Source organism: Erythrobacter sp. THAF29, from assembly GCF_009363635.1.
Classification (GTDB): domain Bacteria; phylum Pseudomonadota; class Alphaproteobacteria; order Sphingomonadales; family Sphingomonadaceae; genus Erythrobacter.
On sequence record NZ_CP045392.1, the window covers coordinates 1271406 to 1291071 of the forward strand.

Below are 19666 nucleotides of genomic sequence, written 5' to 3' on the forward strand. Positions count from 1 at the left end.
ACAATCCGGTTTGACGTAGGGTTGGCTCGGCATTATGCGCGCCGCCGACGGGATCGGACGGATTTTACGCACAGCTTCGATGGAGCGTTCTTTAGCGCTCGTTCGTGTGCTAGTGCATACGTATGCAGAACTGATGGGATTCGGCTTTTCCCACTTGCCAGATGACTTTCCTGAAACGGAGATTTCACGTTGACGCCTCTTGCCCAATCGCTGTCCAGTCAGGGTATTGAAACCCAAGCGGAGATTTACCCCAACCTCATCATGCCCGAACTGGTGGAAGCTTCGGTCGCCGCGAACGAAGGGCAGTTGTCCAAGCACGGCGCGCTGGTGGTAAAGACAGGTGCGCATACGGGGCGAAGCGCCAACGACAAGTTTATCGTGCGTGACGAGGCGACCGAGGACACCGTCTGGTGGGGCAAGGTCAACAAGGGCATGTCGCCCGAACACTTTGCCAATCTCAAGGCCGATTTCATGGCCGCGCTGAAGGACAAGGACACGCTCTACGTCGCCGACCTCTTCGGAGGTTCGCAGCCAGAGCATCGTGTCAATGTCCGCGTGATCAACGAGCTGGCATGGCACAACCTCTTCATCCGCACGCTGTTGGTGCGCCCGACCAAAGACGAACTTGCAGGCTTCGCACCCGAATATACGATTATCGACCTGCCGAGCTTCCGGGCCGACCCTGAGCGTCATGGCACACGTAGCGAAACGGTAATCGCGGTGAACCTGACCGAGAAGCTGATCCTCATCGGCGGTACGAAGTATGCCGGCGAAATGAAGAAGAGCGTTTTCGGCATCCTCAATTACCTGCTGCCGACCAAGGGCGTAATGCCTATGCACTGTTCGGCGAATATTGGCCCAGACAACAAGACAGCCGTATTCTTCGGTCTGTCGGGCACTGGCAAAACCACGCTTTCTGCCGATGCCTCGCGCACACTTATCGGCGATGACGAGCACGGCTGGTCGGACACGGCGGTCTTCAACTTCGAAGGTGGCTGCTACGCCAAGATGATCCGCCTCTCCGAAGAAGCCGAGCCCGAGATTTACGCTACTACCCGTCGTTTCGGCACGGTGCTCGAAAACGTGGTGATGGATCCCGAAACCCGCGAGCTTGATTTCGACGACAACTCGCTCGCCGAAAACACGCGCGGCGCCTATCCGATCGACTACATTCCGAACACCAGCGAGAAGAACCTCGGTCCGGTGCCGTCCAATGTCGTGATGCTCACCGCCGATGCTTTCGGCGTGTTGCCTCCGATCGCGCGGCTCACGCCCGACCAGGCGATGTATCACTTTCTTTCCGGCTATACGGCAAAGGTCGCCGGGACCGAGATTGGAGTGACCGAGCCGGAAGCGACCTTCTCGACCTGCTTCGGCGCGCCCTTCATGCCGCGCCATCCCAGTGTCTACGGAAATCTCTTGAAAGAGCGTATCGCCAAGGGCGGCGTATCGTGCTGGCTCGTGAACACCGGCTGGACCGGGGGCAAATATGGCACCGGAACCCGGATGCCGATCAAAGCGACCCGCGCGTTGCTCAACGCTGCGCTCGATGGCGATCTAGACAATGTCGAGTACCGCGAAGACCCCAATTTTGGTTTTGACGTGCCTGTGCACGTGCCAGCGCTCGCCGAACAGGGCATCGATCAGTCGATTCTCGATCCGCGCAGCACCTGGGCCGACAAGGGCGGCTACGACGCGACCGCGCAAAAGCTCGTGCAGCTTTTTATCGACAATTTTGCCGAGTTCGAAGCGCATGTCGACGAAGGCGTGCGCAAGGCAGCTCCGGCAAGCCCGGTGGCCGCTTAAGGTTAGGAGAGGCGGGGTCGGCGCTCAGTCGGCCCCGTTACCGACCCGCTCGATGGGACCGGGAACGCAAAACCGGCCCCAGATAGCCCGGTGGTCCGAACCGTTGTCCGGCAGCACTTCGAAGCTCGCGATCTCAACCTCGCCGGTGACCATGATCTGATCGAGTGGCCAGCCCAGAGGAAGCAGCTTCGAAGGGAAGGTCGGATAAGTCCCACGCCCGACGCGCGGATCGCGCCAGTCGCCTTTCCTGCGAAACGCCTCGGTCGTCTCCGACCATGGGACGTCGTTGAAGTCGCCCATCGCGATCGCACCTGTGATTCTCCAGTCAGGTCGGTCGGCCGCGCGGAGTATGCTGCGATCGCGCTGCTCAGTGTCCTGACCGGGAAGTGGGGCTCTGGGGTGAAGGCCGATAAAGCGAATGATGCTTTGATCGGCGGCGCGCAGGTAAGCGTAGATCGTGGGTGTATCTTCGCCCGGACGCTCGACCACATCCGTGTCGATCACCGCAATGCGGCTCGCGAAGACTTTGCCGAAGGTGTCTTCTTGCGGGTGCTCGCGGACATACGGATATTGCGAGGTGACGGGTTTCATTTCCTCTATCCACTTCGCGTTGGTCTCCGTTAGAAGGAGCACGTCCGGGTTGACTTGCTCGATCTGCGCGATCATCGCGGCATAATCCGGGTTGTCCATCAACACGTTGGCCGACATCGCGGTGAAGCACCGTTCGTCGCTGGTCCCGTCGACGAATTCGAGTTCGGTCGCGGCAAAGGTCGAATAGGGCCAGATGCATACTGTGTTGATGAGCGCTGTGAAACCGAAGAGGGCGGAGATCCAGCCACGGTATCCCGCCCCGACAAACAGCCCGATCACGAGCAGGATTACGGCGAGATAGGTTACCGGCTCACGCACGAGATCATAGGCGCGGACCAGCCAGAAATTGGTCGGTATCAGCGAAACGAGCGTCACCACCAGCAGCAACGCGCCGATGCCCAGCAGGATTTTTCCGAATGTTCTCATGAAGTCGCCTCCCACAGGCTAACGGCTTGATCAGGAGGCGGTTCCGCTCATCCCGAGGATTGATGCGTGTATCGAGAATTCTCTTTATTTCGGGGAGATTGCACTCCATCGTGCGCACCTTCGACTGCGACGAGGAGAGAGACATGAGCTTGCTTGACGGAATCCTGAAAAATATCGGCGGCGCGCCGGATGATGTTGTGAACCTTGCCGAAAAGGTCGGGATCGACCCGGCGATGGCGGAGAAAGCGATCGCCGCACTCAGCCAGTCTCACCAAATGCAGGGCGACACGGTCGAGCTGGCATCGGCCAAGACGGGCCTCGACACCGGTACCCTCAGCCAGATCGTAGAACAAATCGGCGGCGAGGGTTCGCTCACAAGCTTCGCCACAGCGATCAAGGATGACCCGTCCTCATTCATGAGCCTGCTCGATCGTGACGGAGACGGCAATCCGCTCGATGACATCGCCGACATGGCATCGGGACTTTTCGGCAAGAAGTAAGCACGGGCGACAAGGGAGGGGCATTCCATGAGTCTTGCACAAATGCTGCAGCAGACCGGCGCGATCACATCAATGGCGCGGGAACTGAACATCGACGAAAGTACGGCGCAAACGGCGGCGGGCGCATTGCTGCCTGCGATCGTCGCGGGAATGGGGAGGAGCGCCACCGGCGGCTCCTCTACGCCTGATCCGATGGGTGGTCTGGGCGGGCTGGCCGGAGCGATCCTTGGTGGAGGAGGTTCCTCTGGCGGAGGTCTTGGCGGAGCGCTCGCGGGCGGTCTTGGTGGAGGGCTGCTCGATGCGGTGCTCGGTCAGAGTCCGACGCCGACCCAGCCGGGCAACGACATCCTCGGTAATATCTTCGGCAGCAAAGATGTGAGCCGTTCGGTTGCGGGCGAGGTCGCCTCGATGACCGGGCTCGATGAAGGTATGCTCAAAAAGATGCTGCCGATCCTCGCGATGGCAGTCGCCGGTTATATGGCGAAGCAGGCAACCGGCCAGCCTCAGACCGGGGGCGGGAGCAACCCGCTAGGCGGCATTCTCGGCTCGATCGTTTCGGGGATGATGACCCGCTGATCAGTCGGCGGGAGCGGGCGGAGGTTCGCCCGGCTCGGACCCTTCTTCGCCTTCATCCGACTCTTCGGCGCTGCCAGTATCACCTTCGGATGCCGGAAGAACGCGGATCTGGCGCGGCCCTTTGGGAACAGAGAACGCTGTTCCTTCCGGGATATTTTCGAGAAGGCCAATGAGCCGATCTGCGAATTCCGCGCTGCGACCACCATGCGGGTTCGCAGCAAGCGGCTGGAGGCTGTTCTTCGCGAGCTCGATCTTGCCTTCTTGCGCCTGCATCATCGCGACCTGCAGCCACAGTCGATGGTCGAACGGGGCGAGTTGCGCCGCACGTTCGAGTGCTGCCCGAGCGTTTTCGGGCGGTTCGATCCGGCGCTCGGCGAAGCTGCGATAATAGTAGATCAGCGGAAGCGGATGATCGTTCTCACGCGCATTGAGAGCCTGGAACGGCTTCATTGCGGCCTGATAGGCTGCGTCCTTGTCTGCCGCACCGGAAGCGATGCGGAACAGCGCGAGGCCTTTCTGCACGTAAGCATTTTTCTGTGACGGATCGATTGCAATTGCCTTGTCGGCGGCGGCGATGGCTTCGGCATCGTTCCCGGCGTCGTATTCAGCCTCTGCAAGCGCCGCGAGCACGCCGGGATCGTTGGGATACTTCCCGGCTACCTCGCGGACGTCGGGGAGTAAATCCTCGGCCTGATCGCGGGTGACGCCGCGCTGCGAAATCATGCGCAGCGGCATCATCTTGCCTTCGCCTTCGGGCAACTTGCGCAGGGTCACATCTCCAATCGGAACGTTTTCCGCCGAAACCGGCAGGGTGTAGAAACGCCCCCGGAGATAGACCTTCAGTTCGGTTTCGAGCCGGTCGAGATCGCCGAATGCAGCTTCCGCCGCCTCGATCGACGACTGGCCGTCCAGCAATCCCTGCTGATAGGCGCTGAACTGGCCGGCGCGCTCTTTCGAGAATGTGAGGTAGTGGTAGAGCAGCCAGCTCCTGCCGTAGAACCCATCGCTGCGCTTTCCACGATTGCGGCGATAGAGCTCGGGATCGAGCAGTTCGCGCGCGGTTGGAGCGCCCGGTGTGCCGAGTTCGTAGCCGCGATGCTGCGCAGCGCGACCGACGATCAGGCTGCCGTCCTTGTTGAAGGTGGTCGCGGCAAAGAACTCCGCTGCACCTTCGCTCATCCAGCGGGGCATGGCGTAGCGGCTCGACGAGATCAGGAAGTGGTGCGCGTATTCGTGGAGCAGAACCACGGTCGAAAAATGCGGGTAGCCGCGCTTATTTCTGATGTCCTGCACAAAGGCTTTGCTGCCCCCGGCGCGAGGCAGGTAGAAGCCAGCGATGCTGCTGTTCCTCGTGCCGGCAAGCTTGCGCACTTCGCGGCCCGAGCCTGCGACGAAGATCGTCACCCTGTTCGAAGGGCTCGGCATAGCCACGTTGCGCCCCGTGAGGTAGGCGAGCGCGCTGTGATAGCGCTCCAGATCCTCTGCAAAGCGGCGGATGTCCTTCTCACTGTCATCGGCATAGATGACGAAATGGTCGGACGATGCCTCATACCAGTCTGCCTTCGCAGCGGGTGCAAGCAGGAGCGAAGTCGCAAAAGACAACAACAAAAAGAGAATACGAAAGTTCATGATTTCAAGGCGCCCCGTGTGGAAGGAACATGGTGCCCAGCCTCGGAGGCGACCGCAACAGGGTTTTTGTATTCTCCATGCAACGGCCAACGCGACCTCCTCACCTCAGGTCATTCCGAATTGAAATAGGACGAGATCGCGTCTTGCACGGGTATCGCCTGTCCCTCGCTCTTGTCGGAAAGAAACGAAAGTAAGCTTCGTACCTGTTCGGCTTTCTCGCCGCCATGCGGATTGCTCGCGAGAGGCAGCAATGCGGCCTTTGCATCGGCGATGCGGCCATCGTTCATGTGCATCATGCCGGTGATCAGCCACAGCTCCTGATCGAAGGGCGCGAGCTCGGCTGACCGCACGAGCGCCAACTTGGCCTCGTCGGTCGGATCGAGGCCCTGCTCGACAAAGTATCTGTAAGCGTGGCTGAGAGGAACCGTGTGATCGGGCTCCTTCGAACCCAACTGCTCCAGCGACGCCATGCCCTCGTCATAAGCTGAACTCTTTCGCACGGCATCTGAAGCGCCGCGCGCCTTGCGAAACAGCGCAAGGCCTTTGTGCAGCAGCGCATCGCCGCGATCCGGGTCGAGTGCGAGCGTGTTCTTTGCCGCAGATACGGCCGCGTCGTTGTTGCGCGCATCGTACTCCACCTTGGCCAGTACCGCCTGCACAGCCGGATTTTCGGGATAGCTCGAGGCGATATTGCGGGCCTGTTCGGCAAGACCGATCGTCGCCTGGGTGGGAAGCCCTCTATCTGCGCTGATACGAATATGCATCATCGCCGCCTCGCCATCGGACAGCGCCCGCATCGCCACCGGGCTGGCATCGATTTCATCCGCCTTGATATGGTAGCTCTTCTTATTGCGATCCCGGAAATGTCTGTTCAGTTGGCGCTCGAGCACACCAAGGTCGCCAAAAGTGGCTTGTGCCGCTTCCAGTGAAGGGGTGCCTCTCAGAACCTGGAGCCAATATTCGCGCAGTTGACCGCTGCGATCCTCGGCTGTCGAGAGGTAATGATAGAGGATCCAGCTGCGGCCATAGAAAGACTGTTTGTCCTTGGCGTTGCGGCCTTTCAACCGGTCCCAATCGAGGTCGAGCAATTCGCGGACCGACGTCATCTCCTCCTCTTTCCAGAAGATCGTGAAGTCTCTGAAAGAGGAGGGAACTCCAAGATAAACCGAACCGTCGGGGGCGAAAAACGCGGCCGAAAAGAACTCCGCAGCGCCCTCGTTCATCCAGAGTGGCATTGCGAACCGATCAGTGTAGCTCAGGAAATGGTGCGCGTATTCGTGCAGCAGCACCTTCGTCGACAGGTCAGCGAGGCCTTCCTTGTTCCTGATGTCCTGGACATAGGCCACGCTACCCGACGACCGGGGCAGGTAGAACCCGACCACACCGGTCGAACCGGCCAGTTGCCGAACCTTCCCGGCGGAGCCGACTGCGTAGACCGTTATCCTGTTCGACGGGCTCGGTTTCGGCAGATCGCGTCCGGTGAAGCGCTCCATTGCGCTGTGGTAGCGTTCGAGGTTTTCGGCGAAGATCCGAATTTCGTCCTCATCGTCATCCGCGTAGATAACGAAATGATCCGAGGATGCTTCGTACCACGCGGCCTTTACCGGATAGCCTGCGAGCGAAATTGCGGCGAGAAGCAGGGCGAGTGCGAAAATGCGCCTCGCCGGAATGCATCTGATTGGAAACAACAGTGGTGGAACCTAGGCCTTAAGACGTGAGAACCCGTCAAGGTTATCCGTAACTTAGCCACTTGGCTAGATCATCGGCCCGCCGTGGAAAAAATTGTCACTAGCGCGTCAGTCGGTGTTCCTGAGCTCGTCGAGATAAGACCAGATCCGGCTGACCACGACCGAGCCTTCGCCCACGGCGCTTGCAACGCGTTTGACCGAACCTGCGCGCACGTCCCCGACTGCGAAGATCCCGTCAGTCCCGGTTTCGAAGGGGGTCGGGCGTCCGACTGCGTCCCCGGTGAGAACAAACCCCTTTTCGTCGGTTTCGACCAGCCCCGAAAGCCAATCGGTATTGGGTGCAGCGCCGATCATGATGAAAAGCGCGCGGGTTTCGACTTTGCGTTCCCCGTCCGGTCCGGTGAAAGTTACCCCGTCGAGCCAGTCGTCGCCGTGCAGTTTCGTAACTTCGGTATTGTAGTGGATGGTGATCTTGGGATCGGCTTCGAGCCTTTGGGTCAGGTAACTCGACATCGACGCGGCAAGACTGTCCGAGCGGACGACGAGGTGCACGTGCGCTGCGGCGCGCGAGAGATACATTGCGGCCTGGCCTGCCGAATTCCCGCCGCCGATCACGACTGCTTCGGTGTTCGAACAGAACCGAGCCTCCATTTCGGTCGCCGAATAAAACACCCCCGCGCCCTCTAGATGCTCCAGGTTGTCGAGCGGCAACCGGCGGTATTGCACGCCGGTGCTGACGAGAACGGACGCTGCGCAGATCTCGTCATCATCGTCGAGCTTCGCGCAGAAGATGCCGTCCTCGCGCTTGATCAGGCCGACAACGCGGCGCGGCATGACAAACTTTGTCCCGAACTTGAGCGCCTGGATCTGCCCGCGATAGGTGAGGTCGGTACCGCTGATCCCTGTCGGGAAACCCATATAGTTCTCGATCCGGCTGGACGTGCCGGCCTGTCCGCCAACAGCGGTGTCCTCGATTACGAGCGCATCGAGCCCTTCCGAACCAGCGTAGACTGCGGCCGCAACGCCCGCCGGGCCGCCGCCAACGATCAGAAGGTCGAACTCACGCTGCGAGCAAATGTCGAGATCGAGGCCGAGATACTGCGCGACCTTGCGCGGGGTGGGGTCATCCAGCTTCTGGTCCTTGCCAAGCACGACCGATGGCTGGTGCCCCGTCAGGTCGCAGACCTGCGCGGTCTCGCGATCGGTTGCATCCATATCGTAGCTTTCGAACGGGATGCGATTGCGCGAAAGGAACCGCTCGACCGCTTGCACTTTGCTGTCGCGATCGGCACCGATGACTTTGACTGCGGAATTGCGCAGTTCGAACTGCTTGCGGCGACGCGCGGCGAAGACGGTGATGATGTGGTCCGACAATTCGGGCACGCGGCTCATCAGGTCGAGCATGGCTTCCCGCGGTGCTTCGATCACTTTGGTTTCCGTCGCAGCCCGCATTCCGAGGAACCAGGCGCCGCGATTCAAAAAGCCGATCTCGCCCATGAATTGCGTAGGGCCCAGAGAGGCATCGAGCAGCCGTTCCCCGTTGTACGGATCAACGACTTCGATCTCGCCGTCGAGTACGTAAACGAAGGTGTCCATCGGATCGCCGACCTCGGCAACCATCTCGCCCTTCGCATAAGTGCGCTCTTGACCGATTTCGCAAATCGCCGCGACGTGATCGTCGGCAAGCGGCACGCGCCGCATGGTTTCGAGGTCTTCTCCTAGCTGTTCCATGCGGGGCTCCTGCGATTTCGGTTAGGACTACATGGGGTCAGGCGCGCGCCTCTGCAATGTAGCGGCTCACCGTCTTGTCGACGACGTCGAGAGGGGCGTTACCGCCAAGGATGACCGCCGTATTGAAGGCCTTGAAATCGTAGGCAGATCCAAGCTCGGCCTCGGCGCGCGCGCGTTGGCGTACGATCTCGCTGTGCCCGATCTTGTAGCTGCACGCCTGACCGGGCCAGCTGCAATAGCGATCGACCTCGCTTGCGACTTCTTCGTATTTCGAACCGTTGCGCTCGACGAAGAACTGGCGGGCTTGTTCGCGGCTCCAGCGCTTCGAGTGGAGGCCGGTATCGACGACAAGACGACACGCTCGGAAAGCGAGGCTTTGCAGGTAACCAAGGCGGCCGACCTTGAAATCGTCGTAGGCACCAAGCTCGTCCGCGAGTTGCTCGCCATAAAGCGCCCATCCTTCCGAAAAGGCACCGAAAGCGAGGATCGAGCGGATCAGCGGCAGGCGGTTAGAGTATTCGCCTTCCCACACATGGCCCGGAATCGCCTCGTGGAAAGTCAGGTCGGGCAGATCGTATTTGCGGTGGAGATCGGTCGAGCGCAGGTTGATCCAGAACCGGCCCGGGATCTTCCCGTCCTTGCTTCCCGCACCGCCATAGGCTCCGGGTGCGCCCGCTTCCTCGTTGATGGGGATCCGGCGAACTTCCATATTGGGATCGACAAGCTGGTTGAATGCGCGCGGCATCTGGCCCTTGATCCAGTTGATCCGCTCCCAGATGAATTCGAAGATTTCTTCGCGGCCCGGATCGCCCTCTGCGAATTTGTAACGCGGATCTTCGGCAAGCGCCTGCATGCGCTCCCCCACGCTACCCTTGTTGTAGCCGATTTCCTTGAGGATCGGGTCCATCCGGCCGTGCAGTTCGGCGAGTTCTTCGAGACCCTGCCGGTGGATTTCGTCGGGCGTGAGCGAGGTTGTGGTCGATGCGCTGGTGGACCAGCGGTACCATTCCTCGCCTTGCGGCTGCGCCCACATGCCGGGATCGCTCTTGGCGAGACTGCGCTCGATCTTGAGTTCGTCGAGTTGCCTCTGCAGCGCCGGGAGAACGCCGTCTTTGACCATTGCAAGTGCCTGGCGCGAGGCGGTCTTTGCCGCTTCGAGTTCGGCGGTTAGCAGCGGCTCGACATAGGCGCCGCCATTGTTCGCTGCGTCGGTGATGTTCGTTTCCATCTGCGCGATGGTCTTGTCGAGCAGGAAATCGGGCGGGACGAGTCCCATGCCGCGCGCCTCCCGAATGCGACTGGTCTCGCCATCGAGCACCGCGCTGACTTCGTTGAGGCGTCCGAGATAGTACTCAACGTCCTGGCGATCGCGCAGCGGCTGCGTCGCACCGAAAAACCGCGGGAAGTCGATATACCCGCCGACATTCTGGATTACGAGATAGGGGGCGTTGCGCCAACTCCCCACGGCGACATCGCCATAGGGAAGCGCCATGCCTTCGAGCGCCTTGGAATAGGCGCTCTCGACGACGTCGAAGCCGACCTGCTGGTCTGCGGTCAGGCCATCTTTCGGATAGGCGCGCGCCTTTGCGAGCAGTTCAGTCAAGGTGTCGCGATAGCTCTCCCGGCCAGCCTCGCCGGGAGTGCCGAAGGTGCCGCGCCAGTCTGCGTATTCGCCGGTATCGACGCCGAGCCCGGTTGCGCGGCCCGGCTCGTGTCTGAGCATCGCGTAGGCGATCTCGTCGAGCACCTTATCGGGCGATTGCGCTGCGGGTTGGGTTGCAGCCTGATATGCGGTGCCAGCGCAGCCGGGGACAAGCGCCAATGCAGAAACGCCGCCAAGCCCGTACAGGGCCTGGCGGCGTGTGATGTTCGGATTTGTTTCGGTCATGGGGCGCGGGTGTAGCCTGCGCCCGATGGCTGTCAAACCCGTTCTTGGAAGGTCAGCTCTTCAGATCATCGGGAACAACACCGCCGGCCTCGCCGATCTTGCGCATCACTGCCTTATGCAGCGCAATGTTGTCTTCGGCCGAGCCGGAATAGTCATGGTTCCCCATCTCTTGCGCAAGCTCTTTGCGGTTCTCGTAGCTGGGATCGATCTTCACGAGCTTCATGAGATCGACGATCGAGGTTTTCCAATTGAGCTTGTCCGCGCCGGGAATGTTCGCGATGCGGCGCTCGACCTCGTCCATGCTGATGGGAGCGCGTTCCTTGGGGCCGGTCGTCGCCTTGGGCGCGGGGTCGGCTTTTGTTTCTTCTTCTTCGTCGTCGCCGAAGATCGCGTTTTTGATCGAACTGAAAATACCCATTAAGTCCCTCCCATCATTTTCTGGCCTAGGCTGTCCGCAAGATCGCGACTCCGTCTTGCGGACGGACAAACGCCTGATAGCACAAGGAAAGCGTTCCGCGCATGAATATTGTTCTTTCGATCGTAATGCTCACCGCCTTCGCGCTGATCGCGGGAGCGTTCGTGCTTTGGCGGCGCACAGGGGAGGTGAAGCAGCCTGCATTGATGGTACTGCTCGCGCTGATCGCCATTGCGAACGTATTGATATGGACGGTGCCGTCCTCGGACGGTTCCTCGCCAGTCGAACAGGTCGAGGCGGCTGGCGAGAACTGACCCGCCAGCCGTTTGCTCCTACTCCGGCAACTGCCAGTTCACCGAGCTCGAATAGGTGCCTGGAATGGTGTTGCCGTAGCTGTCCTTGGCCGGATCGAAGCGCGCGCGGCGCTCGATCAGCTTACAGGTCGCCTGGTCAAGCGCGGCGTGGCCGCTCGAGCGGGTGATCGTGCAATCGCTTACCCGGCCCTTGTCGTCGATGGTGAGCGCGAAGCCGGCGCGGCCTGACAGTCCTTCGCGCACCCAGCGGCTGCGATAGTCGCTGTCGGTGACCCAGCGCGACGGATTGTTGCGCGGCGCGGCGCTGATCGGATCGGGCAGGGCAGGAGTTGGCATTCCGCTTGGAATGCCACTCGGGCCGCCCAATTCGATTGTGTCGAGCGTGTCGCCGAGGCCAGGCAGAGTTTCGATCGGCGCACTCTCGCTAAGCTCAATCCGGCTGTCGGGTCGCGGCGGGGGCGGCAGGATCACTGTCTGCTGTGTCGTCGTGGTGTCTTGCTTCTCCTGCTGCGGAGGTTGGGGCGGGGGCGGCGGTGGATCGGGCCGCTCGCGAATGTCGAAGACATCCGGGTTTTCGGGCTTGGGAGATATTACGACAGTCACGGCCAGACCGAAGACAAGCAGAGCGCCGAATGCCGCCGGAACGCCGAGCGCGCCGAGAATGGCAGCTGGGTTCGGTCGGCGGGCTGTCTGAATGTAGCTCATTGTCAGGTTCCTCTCACACTATGATCGTGAGCAGGTACCGACACCGAAGGGAGGGAGCGCGATATCGGCACCTCTCATCCGCAATGTTACAACATAACATTTTACCGTCAAGAACTATCGCGTTGTGATTTAGAACCTTTTTCTTTGACGCGTGCCATTCAGAGCGCGATTTCCCCGCTCGCGCGGCCTGAGGGCTGCATCGCTGCGGGCGGGCAGTCGGCCTTGCGGTCGCTAACGCGACGGTGCTCTGCGGCAACGCTATTCGTCGTTATTGGGTCGACGCCATAGGCGTCGCAAGCGTGACTGCGCGCCGCCGCTTTTGCGGCGGAAGCGGAGCTGGCCGGAGGCCTACCCAAGGCGGACGGAGGTCCGCCGCCCGGCGTCTGAGGGCGTTAAAGCAAATCGATCGAATAGCCTTAGGCTATTTGATCGGACAATCCGGCGAGAGGCGGAAGTCGAGGTAGTTGTCGACCGACTTCATCATTTCCTCGATCTCGTTCTCGAAGAAGTGGTTCGCGCGCGGAATCTCGTCATGGTGGATCGTGATGTGCTTCTGCGTGCGCAGCTTGTCGACGAGCTTTTGCACCGCGCTCGGCTGTACCACGGTATCCGCAGCACCCTGCACGAAAATGCCCGAAGCGGGGCAGGGGGCGAGGAACGAGAAGTCGTACATATTCGCCGGCGGCGCGATCGAGATGAACCCGCGAACCTCCGGTCGGCGCATCAGCAACTGCATACCGATCAGCGCGCCGAAGCTGTAGCCTGCGACCCAGGTGGTCTGCGCCTCGGGGTGAATCGATTGTACCCAATCGAGCGCGGCTGCGGCATCGGAAAGTTCTCCGATCCCGTTGTCGAAGCTGCCTTGGCTGCGGCCTACGCCGCGAAAGTTGAAGCGCAAAGTCGCAAATCCGCGGTCGGCAAAGGTCTTGTAGAGCCGCTGCACGATCCGGTCGTTCATCGTGCCCCCGCCTTCGGGGTGCGGATGGAGAATCATGGCGACCGGCGCGCGCGGGCGCGGCGGCGGTGAGAAACGACCTTCAAGACGGCCTTCGGGGCCGGGGAAGATGACTGAGGGCATTAATGGACCTTCGAAAAGTAGTGACGGCACACGCCGGGTGGCGCGGCTGAACGCGCGCTCTATATAGGGTTGCATGCAAAATTCGCAATTTTTTGTGAGCGGTTCCCATTCCTGAACGAATCTATCTCGATTACGCTGCGACATCGCCGCTGCGCCCGGAGGCGAAGGCGGCGATGGAGGAAGGTTTCCGCATCTGGGCCAACCCGTCTTCGCCGCATGCCCAAGGACGGAAGGCCAAGGCTGCGCTCGAGGATGCGCGCGAGCGGATCAAGGCGGCGCTCGGCTGGGATGGCGAGCTGATCTTCACCAGCGGCGCGAGCGAGGCGGCGAGTCTTGCGCTGCATTCGGCCAAGGCCGGGGCGCGGCTGGTAAGTGCAGTCGAGCATGACGCTATTCTAAAGGCTGCTCCCGAAGCCGAAAGACTGCCGGTGAAGCCAGACGGCGCGCTCGATCTCGATGCACTTGGTGAAGCCGTGCAGCGCGAGCGACCGCTGGTGGCGGTGCAGCACGTCAATTCCGAAACCGGAAACAGGCAGGATTTGGATGCGATCGGCGCGATTGTTCGCGATGCCGGAGGCTGGTTGCTCGCCGATTGCGCGCAAAGCGCCGGCAAGCTTTCGATTCCGGACTGCGACATGGCGATCCTGTCAGCGCACAAGTTCGGCGGACCGATCGGTATCGGCGCATTGCTGCTGAAGGATTATGCCATGCTCGAACCGAGCGGCGGGCACGAACGCGGCTATCGGCGCGGGACCGAGAACCTGCCCGGCGCGATGGGCATGGCTGCGGCGCTGGAGGCTGCAGGTAATCTGTACGTGAGCGGAATGGTCCAGCGAAAGCTGGCCGAGCTCGCCGAATGCGCGCGAAAGATGCCCGACTGTGTTTGGCTCGGCGACGACTTGGCGGATCCGACACCCTACATCTCGGCACTGGCGACCAGGCAAATGTCTGCAACTGCACAGGTTATGCGGCTCGACATGGCGGGCATCGCTGTCAGTCAGGGCAGCGCGTGTTCGTCGGGCACCATGAAGACGAGCCACGTGCTTGAGGCAATGGGATTCGACGATGGCATTGCTCCGCACGTAATCCGGGTCAGCGTCGGTTGGAACACAACTGCCCGCGATCTCGACCGCTTCATCTCGATCTGGACGGAATTGGCAGAATATTGATTTACCTCGATTACCAGGCCACTACCCCGCTCGCGCCCGAGGCGCGCGATGCGATGCTGCGTTGGCTCGACGGGCCGGACGGGACCGGCTTCGGCAACCCGCATTCTCCGCACCGCATGGGTCGGCAGGCTGCTGCTGCGATCGAGCTCGCGCGTGACCGCGTCGCGGCGCTGTTCCCGGCTGGGGGTAAGGTGATCTTCACTGGCAGCGCGACCGAAGCGCTGAACCTCGCGATCCGGGGATCGGGCAAGGCCGGGAGCGTTGCCGTTTCGGCGATCGAACATGCCGCCGTCCTCGATACCGCCGAGGCGCTGGGTCAGGCTCGTGTCCTCGATGTTGCGCAAGACGGCCTGTGCGGCGCCGCGCAAGACCTCCCCAAGGATTGTCGGCTGGTCGCAGTGATGCAGGTCAACAACGAGATCGGGACGATCCAGCCCACGGTCGACTGGCACCGCAAAGCCAAGGAAGCGAACGCTTTGTTCCTCGTCGATGCGGTGCAGGCCTATGGCAAGATCGAGGTCACTCACGCCGACATGATCGCGATCAGCGCACACAAGTTTCACGGACCCAAAGGCGTCGGAGCGCTGTGGGTGCGCGACGGGGTGGACCTCACCGAACAGCAGACCGGCGGCTCGCAGGAAGGCGTTCGCTCGGGCACGCTTTCCCCCGCGCTCATCGCAGGCATGGGCGCCGCCGCGAAAGAGGCGAAGGAGCGGATGGCGCAGGATGCCGAGCACGTCGAAGAGCTCTGGAACCGCGCGCGCGATCTTTTCTCCGACTGGACGCTCAATGGCAGCGAGGATGCGCGCTGGCACGGCAATCTCAATATCCGCCGGGATGGCTTGGATGTCGCGCGCCTGATGAGCGATTGCCGCGATATAATGTTCTCCGCCGGAAGCGCCTGCGCAAGCGGCTCGGGCAGGCCAAGCCATGTGCTCAAGGCGATCGGGCTCAGCGACAAACAGGCTAAAGCCTCGATCCGGCTCGGTTTCGGGCGCTACACGAAGATCGAAGATATCGAGCAGGCCGCAAAGTCGATCAACGCGGCGGCTAAGGAGCAGGGGCTGTGAGTATAGGCGTGACCTTCATTGACCCGTGGGGCGACCGCGTCGAAGCGAGTGCTGAAGAAGGCGACAACTTGCTGCGCGTCGGTCAGGCGGCTGGCCTGCCGCTCGAGGGGACGTGCGAGGGTCAGATGGCGTGTTCGACCTGCCACGTGATCGTCGCCGCCGATTGGTTCGGAAAACTCCCCGAGGCCTCGGAAGAAGAAGAGGACATGCTCGATTTCGCCGCCGGGGCGCGGGCGACCAGTCGCCTCTCCTGCCAGATCGACCTTACGCCTGAGCTAGACGGTCTGACCGTCAGCGTGCCGTCCGAAAGCAACGACGCGCGAAAGATGTAATCAGCGCACCCGCGAGGGCGCGACCAGCACCGCATTGGCAAGCATCAGATCGAGCCCGTCGAGATAGGCGCGCGTGGTCGGATCGTGCGCGAAGCCGATCGTGAGGCCATCGCCTGTCGCTTGCGCCATGAGATAGGGTTTGAAGGCCAGCTGGCGACGGTTCTCGTCCCAGACATATCCGCTCGCAATCAGGCGGTCCGCGGCGGCAAAGCGCATCACGTTCACACCGTCCGAACGATCAAGTGGGGTGAAGATCGTCGATCCGCCTGCGAGCACCACCGCGCCATCGTCATAGCCTGCGGACAGGAAGTGATCGGGATCAGCGACGGTGTTGAGCAGAGCGCCGGGAAGCGTGTCGGGCAGAGCGCTCTCGTCCTGGATCGCCTCGCGATACTCGCTCTCGCTGGTGATCTCGCTCGCTTCGGCAAGCTTGGGTTTCTTGTCCTCGTCGCCCTCCTCCTCGGAGGGCGTGCGACCAAGCGCCGCCTCGCGCTGGATCGCGAGCAGCGGGCTTTCGCCCTCGCTGAATGCCGAGATCGAGCCTTCGAAGGTCACCAGCACCCCGCCGCGCTTCACGAAGTCCTGAATCGTCTTGATACCGCCCTCCGCAAGCGCGCTTGCCGGATCGCCGTCGGGCACGATCAGCACGTCGTAATCGGACAGGTCTGCGCCTGCGAAACGGTGCGTTCGGATCGGCACGACCGGCAGGCCGAGCCGCTGCTCGAGCACATAGCGAGTCGCGCCCGCACTCAACTGCGAGAGGCCGCGATCCCATGCCATCGCGACCTTCGGCAATGTGAGGCGCGCAAAGCTCTCGCTGCCGAGATTGGGGCCATCCTCGACCCACGAGGATTGCAGTGCGACGGTGTGCGCACCAACCTCGCGGGCAAGCTCGGATAGGCGCGCCATGTTTTCCGGCCCGTTTGCGCCCGCCGGGAAGACGACCGTACCGCGCGGATATTCGCGGCCATCCTTTGTGAAGGCCTCGTCGGTGACGCGCGCTTCGAGTCCTTCGCGAAGGGCCAGCGTCACGAGCCGTGCCTGTCCGCTATCGGTCCACGGCACCGCGACGGCAAAGCTGCCCGAGCCTTCCATGACCGGCGCAATCGGCGCGTCAGCCGAGAGCGGATTGCCCGCCACCGCGCCGCCGCACAGCCTGACATCGACGCCGGACATGAAGCCGAGCGACCATGCGGTCACATCGTAAAGCTCGTGGCGCAGGTCGCGCGCGCGGCGGTTCTCCTGTTCCTCGAGGAAGTCGGGCGCGAGCGGCGTGTCTTTGTCGAGCAGGCTTCGCACGAGCCGGGCTGCGGGTTGGGCCTGCGACACCGCGAGGTAGCCTGCAGGATAATTGCGCCCGCACGCGCTCACGGGTCCCTCGCGGCGAGTCACCGCGATGCCCTGCGCGACCAGCCTCCGCCCAAGCGCCTCGGCGTTCCAGCGTCCTTTCGCAAGGTCGATCACATAGCTACCGCGACCTGCGGCGCCGTTCGCGTTGGCGGACCGATACGCGGCGAAATCGGAAAGGAACCGGTCAGCGTTCTCGGCCACTGCTTCGGCAGTTGAAAAGCTCGCGATGAAGTGGTTGCGCACACCGTCGCCATAGGTGAGTTCGGTCCCGTCGCGCCGCTCGAATACGAGCCCGCGCGCCGAACCCTGCTCGTAGGTCGATCCGATCGCGCCCTGATGCGCGTTCCAGGTGTCGCCATAGCCGGGGTAAAACAGATCGTAGACCTCGCGAGTGAAATACGGCTCGCCCATCCGGTCGAACCATTCGGCATTGTTTCGCCCGATGATCTCGTAGGCCTGCCGTTGGCGCTGGGTGATGTTGGGGTTGAGCGGGCGTGCAGCGGGGCTGAAGAAATAGGTCTCGTCGCCGCCCATTTCGTGCACGTCGACGACCACGACCGGGTTCCAGCTCCGCATTGCGGCGACCTTGCCGCGCGTTTCGGGCTGGCTGAGGGTGAACCAGTCGCGGTTGAGATCGAACATGTAATGGTTGACCCGGCCTGTGGGCCAGTTCTCGTCATGCTCAGCCGCTTGCCTGTCCGCGGCCGGCTCGATGCCGACAGCGGCGCGGAAATGGTTGACGAAGCGGGCGCGCCCGTCCGGGTTTTGCATCGGGTCGAGCACCACGATGCTTTCGGAAAGGATGCGGTCCACCCGCGCATCGCCCTGCGCGGCGAGCAGGTGGAAGGCCATCATCAGCGCCGCATCGGTCGAGGAAATCTCATTGCCATGAACGCCATAGGTCAACCACATCACCGGCAGTGCCGTGCCATTGCCCGGGCGCCCCGCAGCGATGGTTGCAAGGTCGGCCTGGATGGCATCGAGCCGCGCGATGTTCTCGGGCGAAGAGAGGATCAGGTAATAGAGCGGGCGGCCCTCCCAGCTCTTTGCATATTGGACAAGCCGCATCCGCTCGGGCGCGGCCTCGGCAAGCGCCTTCAGGTATCTCACCGCTTCGTCAGGCGAAGTAATCCGAGTGCCCGGCGCATGGCCGACCGTCTCGGTCAGGGTCGGGATCGCCGGATCGAAGCGACCTTCGAGAAAGGATTGCGCTTTCGCAGTGTTGCCGCCCAGCGTTGCAACCAAGACTGCCAGAAAAGTGCTTAGCCAAAACCCGCGCATCGTAGCCCTCATTGCCCTGTCCTATCTGTCGCCGTTCCATCCGGCATGGGGGTGCCGGGGTCAAGCGGTCGGACGTGCGGTCAGGCTCCGATGCACGGATTTCTGGAAGCGCTCAGGACGGGTTGGCGGTCGGCAGGTCTTCGGGCGGCGCGCCTTCGGTTCCCTCCCGATTGCCCCTCACGCCGCGCCAGATCTTCCACCCGGCAAAGGCGAGCAGGGCAAGCGGGCCGAGTGTCGCGAGGGCAAGGATCAGGAACGCGATCATCGACCCGAAGATCGAGCCTAGCGAATTCCACGCATCGCGGATCGGTTCGGCAAAGCCGCCCGCGCTGCGCTGCCCGGATTCATAGCTGATCGCCATCTGGCTGAACGCCACCCTCCCGCGCATTTCGTTGAGCCAGCTTTGCGCCTGGTCGATCTCCTGGTTGACCTGAGCGACGCCGCGCTCGGCTTCGACCAGTTCCTTCACCGATCCGCGCCGCGTGCGCAGCACCTCCATCAGCCGGTCGCGAAGCAAGGTGCGAGCGCGCAGCCGCGCTTCGGTGTCGACGATCTGCTTCGAAAGATCCTCGCCTTCGATCGAGGAGGAGACGAGTTCGCCATCGACGCTGCCCGAGCTTTTTTCGAGCTCGTTGGAAAATTCGCGCGCGATTTCCGCCGCGACTGCGAGCTGGAGACTGCCATAGGCATAATCGCCATCCGCATCGGCCTGGCGCATCGAGATGATGCGGCACATCTGGGGGCCGCGCGCCACGCACATGTCGGCGTGCTTTTCCTGCAGCGGCTTGATCGCATCGGCGGGGAGGCGGAACCCCAAGGCATAGCGATAGGCGATTTGCGGCATGCTGACCGGGATTTCGCCTGCGGAAGAGGGGATCGGTTCGGCGCTGGCATCTGCGGCTTGGTTTTGAACCGGGCGAGTGGGTGGCGGTGGAGATGAGGCGAGCGGCCCCGTTTCCCGCGCTTCCATGAAACCGATGTCGTTGGCGGGGGCCTCTTCGATATCGGCGGTCGTGACGTTCTCGACGACCGCCTGGTCGGAATTGTCCGAGCACGCGGCGAGCGCTGCGGATGCGGCCAGAACCAAGGCAATTGTATGACGCATTTTCTCTCTCCC

17 protein-coding genes are annotated in these 19666 nt (G+C 62.1%); 7 read left to right on the forward strand and 10 right to left on the reverse strand.

Annotated features, from left to right (window positions below; genetic code table 11):
* The first annotated feature begins 189 nt into the window (after positions 1-189).
* Complete coding sequence (locus tag FIU90_RS06195) at positions 190-1806, forward strand: phosphoenolpyruvate carboxykinase (protein ID WP_152433990.1); 1617 nt, start codon at positions 190-192, stop codon at positions 1804-1806.
* A 24-nt stretch (positions 1807-1830) separates the two neighbouring features.
* Here the strand turns inward: FIU90_RS06195 and FIU90_RS06200 are convergent, their stop codons facing one another.
* A complete protein-coding gene (locus FIU90_RS06200; protein ID WP_152433991.1) occupies positions 1831-2823 on the reverse strand; it encodes an endonuclease/exonuclease/phosphatase family protein in 993 nt (330 codons plus the stop codon).
* A 143-nt stretch (positions 2824-2966) separates the two neighbouring features.
* Here FIU90_RS06200 and FIU90_RS06205 point away from each other — a divergent pair, with 143 nt between their 5' ends.
* Both FIU90_RS06205 and FIU90_RS06210 read left to right on the forward strand, forming a co-directional pair.
* On the forward strand, positions 2967-3323 hold the full coding sequence (locus FIU90_RS06205; RefSeq protein ID WP_152433992.1) for a hypothetical protein: 357 nt from the start codon (positions 2967-2969) through the stop codon (positions 3321-3323).
* Between the two features lie 27 nt (positions 3324-3350).
* Complete coding sequence (locus tag FIU90_RS06210) at positions 3351-3899, forward strand: DUF937 domain-containing protein (protein ID WP_152433993.1); 549 nt, start codon at positions 3351-3353, stop codon at positions 3897-3899.
* On the opposite strand, the gene FIU90_RS06215 is transcribed toward FIU90_RS06210, so the two are convergent.
* From FIU90_RS06215 to FIU90_RS06235, 5 genes are all read right to left on the reverse strand, one after another.
* Positions 3900-5528 carry a DUF1570 domain-containing protein gene (locus tag FIU90_RS06215; protein ID WP_234029649.1) on the reverse strand — a complete coding sequence of 543 codons (1629 nt, stop codon included), beginning with the start codon at positions 5526-5528 and terminating at the stop codon, positions 3900-3902.
* Positions 5529-5638: 110 nt separating this feature from the next.
* Complete coding sequence (locus tag FIU90_RS06220; RefSeq protein WP_152433994.1) at positions 5639-7216, reverse strand: hypothetical protein; 1578 nt, start codon at positions 7214-7216, stop codon at positions 5639-5641.
* 108 nt (positions 7217-7324) lie between these two features.
* Positions 7325-8947, reverse strand: a complete 1623-nt coding sequence (locus FIU90_RS06225) for a cyclic nucleotide-binding domain-containing thioredoxin-disulfide reductase (protein WP_152433995.1) — start codon at positions 8945-8947, stop codon at positions 7325-7327.
* A gap of 37 nt (positions 8948-8984) precedes the next feature.
* Positions 8985-10835, reverse strand: coding sequence for a DUF885 family protein (locus FIU90_RS06230; RefSeq protein WP_152433996.1), 1851 nt, complete (start codon positions 10833-10835; stop codon positions 8985-8987).
* A gap of 52 nt (positions 10836-10887) precedes the next feature.
* A complete protein-coding gene (locus tag FIU90_RS06235) occupies positions 10888-11253 on the reverse strand; it encodes a DUF3597 domain-containing protein (RefSeq protein WP_152433997.1) in 366 nt (121 codons plus the stop codon).
* A 101-nt stretch (positions 11254-11354) separates the two neighbouring features.
* Here FIU90_RS06235 and FIU90_RS06240 point away from each other — a divergent pair, with 101 nt between their 5' ends.
* A complete protein-coding gene (locus FIU90_RS06240) occupies positions 11355-11564 on the forward strand; it encodes a hypothetical protein (protein ID WP_152433998.1) in 210 nt (69 codons plus the stop codon).
* An 18-nt stretch (positions 11565-11582) separates the two neighbouring features.
* Here the strand turns inward: FIU90_RS06240 and FIU90_RS06245 are convergent, their stop codons facing one another.
* On the reverse strand, positions 11583-12269 hold the full coding sequence (locus FIU90_RS06245; RefSeq protein WP_152433999.1) for an energy transducer TonB: 687 nt from the start codon (positions 12267-12269) through the stop codon (positions 11583-11585).
* A gap of 421 nt (positions 12270-12690) precedes the next feature.
* Positions 12691-13347 carry an alpha/beta hydrolase gene (locus FIU90_RS06250; RefSeq protein WP_152434000.1) on the reverse strand — a complete coding sequence of 219 codons (657 nt, stop codon included), beginning with the start codon at positions 13345-13347 and terminating at the stop codon, positions 12691-12693.
* Positions 13348-13454: 107 nt separating this feature from the next.
* On the opposite strand from FIU90_RS06250, the gene FIU90_RS06255 reads away from it, so the two are divergent.
* Genes FIU90_RS06255 through FIU90_RS06265 form a run of 3 tightly spaced genes read left to right on the forward strand, consistent with a single transcriptional unit; the run spans position 13455 to position 15918 of the window.
* Positions 13455-14516, forward strand: coding sequence for a cysteine desulfurase family protein (locus FIU90_RS06255; protein ID WP_152434001.1), 1062 nt, complete (start codon positions 13455-13457; stop codon positions 14514-14516).
* Positions 14513-15586 (forward strand): cysteine desulfurase family protein, encoded by a 1074-nt coding sequence (locus tag FIU90_RS06260; protein ID WP_152434002.1) that lies wholly within the window; start codon positions 14513-14515, stop codon positions 15584-15586. Before FIU90_RS06255 ends, FIU90_RS06260 begins: the two co-directional genes overlap by 4 nt.
* Positions 15583-15918, forward strand: a complete 336-nt coding sequence (locus FIU90_RS06265) for a 2Fe-2S iron-sulfur cluster-binding protein (protein ID WP_152434003.1) — start codon at positions 15583-15585, stop codon at positions 15916-15918. Before FIU90_RS06260 ends, FIU90_RS06265 begins: the two co-directional genes overlap by 4 nt.
* Here the strand turns inward: FIU90_RS06265 and FIU90_RS06270 are convergent, their stop codons facing one another.
* A complete protein-coding gene (locus tag FIU90_RS06270) occupies positions 15919-18549 on the reverse strand; it encodes a M14 family metallopeptidase (RefSeq protein WP_234029651.1) in 2631 nt (876 codons plus the stop codon).
* Between the two features lie 112 nt (positions 18550-18661).
* Positions 18662-19654, reverse strand: a complete 993-nt coding sequence (locus FIU90_RS06275) for a DUF4349 domain-containing protein (RefSeq protein ID WP_152434005.1) — start codon at positions 19652-19654, stop codon at positions 18662-18664.
* Positions 19655-19666 lie beyond the last annotated feature (12 nt).